The organism is Bradyrhizobium sp. STM 3843, from assembly GCF_000239815.1.
GTDB lineage: Bacteria > Pseudomonadota > Alphaproteobacteria > Rhizobiales > Xanthobacteraceae > Bradyrhizobium.
Genome location: NZ_CAFK01000108.1, coordinates 1 through 5,493 on the forward strand (window position 1 = coordinate 1; position 5,493 = coordinate 5,493).

Sequence of the window (5,493 nt, forward strand, 5' to 3'; positions counted from 1 at the left end):
GACGAAAAGGACGACGAGGTTCGATACGCTGGTGGCCTGGCTGGTCGCCAGCGATCCCAGCGCGAAGAGAAGAACGCCGGCGACCACCAGCCATTTGCGTCCAAGATAGTCGGCCAGCGCGCCGAACAGCAGCGAGCCGAGCATGACGCCGAACAGGGACGCGCCAAATACCGGCCCCAATGCGCCCGGCGCCAGATGCAGGTCCTTGCTGAGTGCCGGCGCGACAAAGCCGAGCGCCTGGGCATCGAACCCGTCGAGCCCGACCACGAGCGCGCAGAGACAGATCACCCGAATCTGGAACGCCGACAGCGGACGGTCGTCGACGTAGCGACCGATATTGATCCCTTGCGTCAAATGTCCCTCCCCGATTTTTTTGTGCAGCGGGTTGGCCGTCACCGCGGCCATGGCGCTGTTGCGAATATGTTGCATGATCGAACTCTTTCGATTAGCCACAAAATTCTCATCCATTCATGAGGAAGGCTAATGTCACCGAGCCTGCGGCAACTGGAGGCGCTGGTCCTGGTGTACCGGCTTGGCAGCATCACCAAGGCAGCAGCGGAGCTGCGCGTCACGCAATCGGCAATCAGTCTGCTGATCCGGCAGATCGAGGAGAACTTTCAGCTCAAATTGTTCGAGCGGACGACGCGTGCGTTACATCCGACGGCGGCTTGCAGGGAGGCGATTCCGGCTGCGGAACGCATCCTGGCCGGCGCGCAAGGCTTGTCGCGGCGGATGCGCGACCTCGCCGAGATCAAGGCTGGCCGGATCGCCATTGCGGTTTCCGCGGGCGTTGCCTCGGCGCTGCTTCCCCGGGTGTTTGCGAACTTTCGCTCTCGCCATCCGGAGGTGAGCATCGACCTGTTCGATGTCGCGCCCGACGAGCTCCTCGGCTTCGTGATGGCGGGGCGTGCGGAATTCGGCCTCGGCAGCGTCGAGGAGGAGGGGGCGACGGAGGCGAGGATCGAGGCGCTCATGCAAAGCCCGCTCTCGGCGATCGGGATCAGGGATGGCAGCTTCGAGAAGCGGCGGCGCCTGACCTGGGACGCCATCATGAGTTCCGACCTGATCGCAATGCGCCGTGGAACGCGAATTCGCAGTCAGATTGACGACGCACTGGCGCAGACCGGACGCGAGCTCAAGCCGGCGCTGGAAGTATCCCTGATCACGACCGCACTGGCGCTCACGGCGGAGGGGGTAGGGATCAGCATCCTGCCCGGGCACATGCTGCCGAAGGCCCAGTTTCCGACGCTCGTCGCGGTCCCGCTGTCGCAGCCCACGATCCATCGGCATGTCTCCCTGCTGAGCCGCGCCGATTTCGGACTGTCTCCAGCCGCGCAGCGCTTCGTCGAGATCACGCGACGGATGCTGTCGCGTGAATAGATGTCATCGGCCAGATCAGATGCGGAGGGCTTTCGTGACGTTGCGCGCGTGATCGATGAAGACGCGGACAGCCGGGCTGAACGTGCGATGACGCAAGGTGACGATGGCGACAGGCAGCGGATTTCCGAGCGAAAGTGGCAGCGTCGTCAGGGCCCAGCGTCCCGCATTGAAACGCACCACTGAGCTCGGGAGTGCCGTGAGGTAGGGGCCCTGCATCAGCAATTGCAGCCTGAGATTCATCGAGTAGGTCGTGACGTTGACCTTCGGCTCCGGCAATCCGCGCCGCTGAAAGGCGCGACGGACGAGCTCGTAAACGGCGGTGCCTTCGGGGGCGAGGATCCAGGGATGGTCGACGAGGTCGGCAAAGTCGATGGTCGGAACGGCCACCCATTCGTTCTGAGCCCCCGCGACGATATGGATCTCCTCGTCGAACAGGACATCAGCCCTGAAGTCGCCGCCTTCGCCCATGTCGGGTCGGTCGCGCGCGATACGTCCGAGCATCATGTCGAGCTTGCGGTCGCGTAATTCGTGGAAGTCGACCGCGGCGGTGTTGGCTTCCACCACGCGGACGGCGAGCTGCGGATGAGCGCGGGCGACGCTCTGGATGATCTCGGCCAGGAAACCGCCCGCGATGTGCGATTCCGACGCGCCCACCACGACTTCGCCGGCGCCGGGATTCGCGAGAAACTCGATGTCGCGCAATCCCTGCCGGAGCGCATCGAAGGCTTCGGTACCGCGGCGCATGAGCGCTTCACCATAAACCGTGAGGGCCACGCCGCGTGGCCCGCGGTCGAGCAGCCGAACCTTCAACGCGGCTTCAAGCTGGGCGATGGCCTGGGAGACCGCGGGCTGGGTGATCGAAAGGCGGCCGGCCGCTTTTGCCATGCTGCCGCTCTCCACGACCGCGCGGAAAATCCGGAGGTCGCGCAGCCGCAACCAATCGCCGATGCGATGATCCAAGTCCTGCGGAGGCATGCCAGATATAATTTCCAGCTTATATCTCTATTCGAAGCGCACTCATTCCACTTTTCAAGCCAGTACCATAGACAGGCTCTATTGCGGCTGGAAGCTAGAAAATGGGGGCAAAAGACCTTTTTGGATCATGAGTTTGGCAACAATCCCATTCACGACATCTGATGGCGTCTTAAGCCCGACCTAAAAGCGTAAACTTATACCTTACGGCCGCCATGGACCTTCTTCCCCATTTGGAATTGGAGTTTGATCTGATGCGTCATCACCTGACGTCGATGCTTGCTGTCCCGTTCTTGCTGGCGTCTGTCTCGCTGCTGGAGAGCCGGGCGGCGGATCTCACTGATAAGCGGGAGCCGGTATCCCGGACCGAAGCGGAAAGAACATTCGTCTTGGACCAGATGCGCCTGTTCCTTACGTCGGTCGCGGCGATCGAAGAAGGGCTCGGCTCTGGCGATCTCGACAGGGTCGCCCAGGAAGCCGCAGCGCGCGGGCGCAAGGCCAATGCCGGCCTAGCTCGGCCGCCGACGCTCGCAGCGAAGGAAAGCGACGCCTGGAAAATGATGATCGGGCAGGTGCGCGGCGGCTTCGACGAGATCGCGGCTCAGGCGGCAGCGAACGCGCCACCGCAGCAGATCAACGCCACGCTTGGCAAAACCATGCAGAATTGCGTCGCCTGTCATCAGTCCTATCGGATCAAGATCGAAGACTGACAGGGCGCAGTGCGGCCGATCGCATCACTCGGCCCGGGTTGGGTCGGGTGATGCGTCATTTGCGGGATCAGTGGACGGCCGCCGCCAAAGTCACGCTCGTCTCCCGCACATCCACCGCTAGCAGCCGACAATACAGCGCCTTCCGTTGCTGATTCGCGCGGATTTGGGGTGTCTGCCACCCCGCGCAACGCTTCGTCGAGATCGCACGACGCGTCCTGTCGACCGGCTAGTGGCCAGGTTCCCCGGGGCGGGTCCGCAGCACGAGCAGGCATATGGGAATCTGAGGTGGTTGCGTTCCGGCGCAGGAGCTGGTGCAAGATGAGGCCGCCGCGCAACACACGAGCGATGCCTGCCACCTGCCTTATGTCGAGCGCCAGACTGACATATTTTCGAGCCGCCTTTGACCCACAATGGGGGCAAGCGCGACGCGGTTGCCCGGGAACAATATGCCCAGCCAAGGAACCGAATCGCGATATCGATTCTCAAGGCTCGCGCTTCAGGCAAAATGGCTCCTTAAGATATGGATATGGGCGGTGATTTGATTGGCAGCCCGGGCGCGGCTGGCCGTCGGGGAGCGGTGCGGCGGGTCAGCTCCAGTCGTTGGCAGCGCTGGGCGCCTGCTTGCGGGGCGTTGCTCCTCTCATGCGTGATCGCAAGGCCAGCAGCGTCGGCAGAGGACGTGGCTCCGGCCGGGACGGTGGTTGTCGAGACCGAGAAGAACCCGACAGAGCGCGCGTCTGCGCCGCCTGCCGACGCGCAGGAGCTGCGGCCGAGTCTGGCGCCGTCGCCCCAAGAGCAGAAGGCGAACCTCGACAGTGTTGCGCCGTCGCCCGAACCGCAGGCGTCGAAGCCCGAAACAAACGTTGTCGTGCGAAAGCCGGAGACTGAGACAACGGGCCGCGCGACCGCGGACGCCCCGGCGCAGCAACTGAAGCTGCCTGCCGATGTGGCGCAAAAGGTCGGCCAGAAGATCTGGCAGAACGAAACCAATGGCAATCGCAACGCGGTCACGTCGTGGAATGCGAACGAGGACTTCGCCTCGCTCGGCGTCGGTCACTTCATCTGGTTTCCGGCCAGCAGGACCACGAATTTCGAGGAGAGCTTTCCGGCCCTCCTCGACTTCCTGCGCAAACAGGGTGCGCATCTCCCGCCCTGGCTCGACAAGACGCCAATCCCGCATTGTCCCTGGGTGAACCGGGCTGAGTTCAAGAAGAACTTCAACTCGCCCGAAATGAAACAGTTGCGGCAATTCCTGCTCGCGACCGTGCCGGGACAGATTCAATTCCTCGTCGCGCGCGCCCAGGGCGCCATCGGCAAGATCCTCGATCACACGCCTGACGTGGCGGAGCGCGAGCACATCGTCGTCCAGTTTGCACGCATCGTACGCGCGTCCAACGACCTGTATCCGCTGATCGACTACATCAATTTCAAGGGCGAAGGGACCAACCCGGCTGAAACGGCCGTGAACACGCAGACGGGAAATCGGCAGGGCTGGGGGCTCAAACAGGTTCTTCTCAGCATGAACGGCACGACCAGCGAGCCGACCGCCGTGCTGGCGGAATTTACTGAGGCGGCACAGTCCGTCTTGCAGCAACGGGTCCGCAATCTTCCGACCAACCGCATCTGGGAGGCGGGCTGGCTGCGTCGCGTCGAGACCTATCGTCACCCCATCGCTGAACTCTCGAACTCAAAACGAGCCCGGAGACGAATGGTCGCGCGCGAGAACGGCTAAGCGCGATGATGTTCGCACGGGGGAATTGGCTTGCGATTCCCTCCCGCGCGGCGTAGCATTCTACCAGAAATAGCTCATTCCAAAGCAATCTGTCGGGTTCTCGGCCGAGCGGGAGTGGCCAATGGCGGAGCAGGTCGCGTGGCACCTTTCTGGTGACTATTTCGAGAATTGCAGCTGCAGCATCGTGTGTCCCTGCCTCGTCTCGGCGGCAGCGCCCTTGTCCGCGCGGCCGACCGAAGGCTTTTGCAACGTCCCGTTGGTCTTCCACGTTGAAAGCGGCCGCTATGGCGACGTCCCGCTCGATGGGCTGAATGTCTTCGTCATCCTTCACGCCCCGGGAGTGATGGCAGAGGGAAACTGGTCGGTAGCTCTCTATATCGATCAGCGCGCCGATGATGAGCAGACCGAAGCGCTGAGTGCGATCTTCTCCGGCGCAGCGGGTGGTCCTATGTCCGCGTTCACGCCGCTGATCAGCAAGAACCTCGGGGTGAGCAAAGCACCCATCACGTTCCGAATCGACGGCAAGACGCGGTCCGCGGAAATCCCAGGCATTCTACACATGTCGGTCGAGCCGCTGCCGACCATGCATCCGAGCGGGGAGATGTGGGTGAATATCGGTCATCCGGTGGCTCCCGACCGGATGGTCATGGCCGTCGGCGCCGCCGGCAATACGTTCAGCGACCACGGCATGCGCTGGGA

At 62.9% G+C, this 5,493-nt stretch carries 6 protein-coding genes; 4 read left to right on the plus strand and 2 right to left on the minus strand.

Annotated elements, in window-relative coordinates; translation table 11 throughout:
• Positions 1–468: MFS transporter (locus BRAS3843_RS14255; RefSeq protein WP_244425308.1), on the minus strand; the 468-nt coding region annotated here is incomplete at its 3' end.
• A 15-nt stretch (positions 469–483) separates the two neighbouring features.
• Here BRAS3843_RS14255 and BRAS3843_RS14260 point away from each other — a divergent pair.
• On the plus strand, positions 484–1,380 hold the full coding sequence (locus BRAS3843_RS14260) for a LysR family transcriptional regulator (RefSeq protein ID WP_008969631.1): 897 nt from the start codon (positions 484–486) through the stop codon (positions 1,378–1,380).
• Positions 1,381–1,395: 15 nt separating this feature from the next.
• On the opposite strand, the gene BRAS3843_RS14265 is transcribed toward BRAS3843_RS14260, so the two are convergent.
• Complete coding sequence (locus BRAS3843_RS14265; protein ID WP_008969632.1) at positions 1,396–2,355, minus strand: LysR family transcriptional regulator; 960 nt, start codon at positions 2,353–2,355, stop codon at positions 1,396–1,398.
• A gap of 251 nt (positions 2,356–2,606) precedes the next feature.
• On the opposite strand from BRAS3843_RS14265, the gene BRAS3843_RS14270 reads away from it, so the two are divergent.
• The 3 genes from BRAS3843_RS14270 to BRAS3843_RS14280 all read left to right on the plus strand — a co-directional run.
• Complete coding sequence (locus tag BRAS3843_RS14270; protein ID WP_035981714.1) at positions 2,607–3,062, plus strand: cytochrome c; 456 nt, start codon at positions 2,607–2,609, stop codon at positions 3,060–3,062.
• 520 nt (positions 3,063–3,582) lie between these two features.
• Entirely contained in the window at positions 3,583–4,794 is a 1,212-nt protein-coding gene (locus BRAS3843_RS14275; protein ID WP_175361120.1) for a hypothetical protein, read from the plus strand.
• Positions 4,795–4,915: 121 nt separating this feature from the next.
• Positions 4,916–5,493: DUF1326 domain-containing protein (locus BRAS3843_RS14280; RefSeq protein WP_035981713.1), on the plus strand; the 578-nt coding region annotated here is incomplete at its 3' end.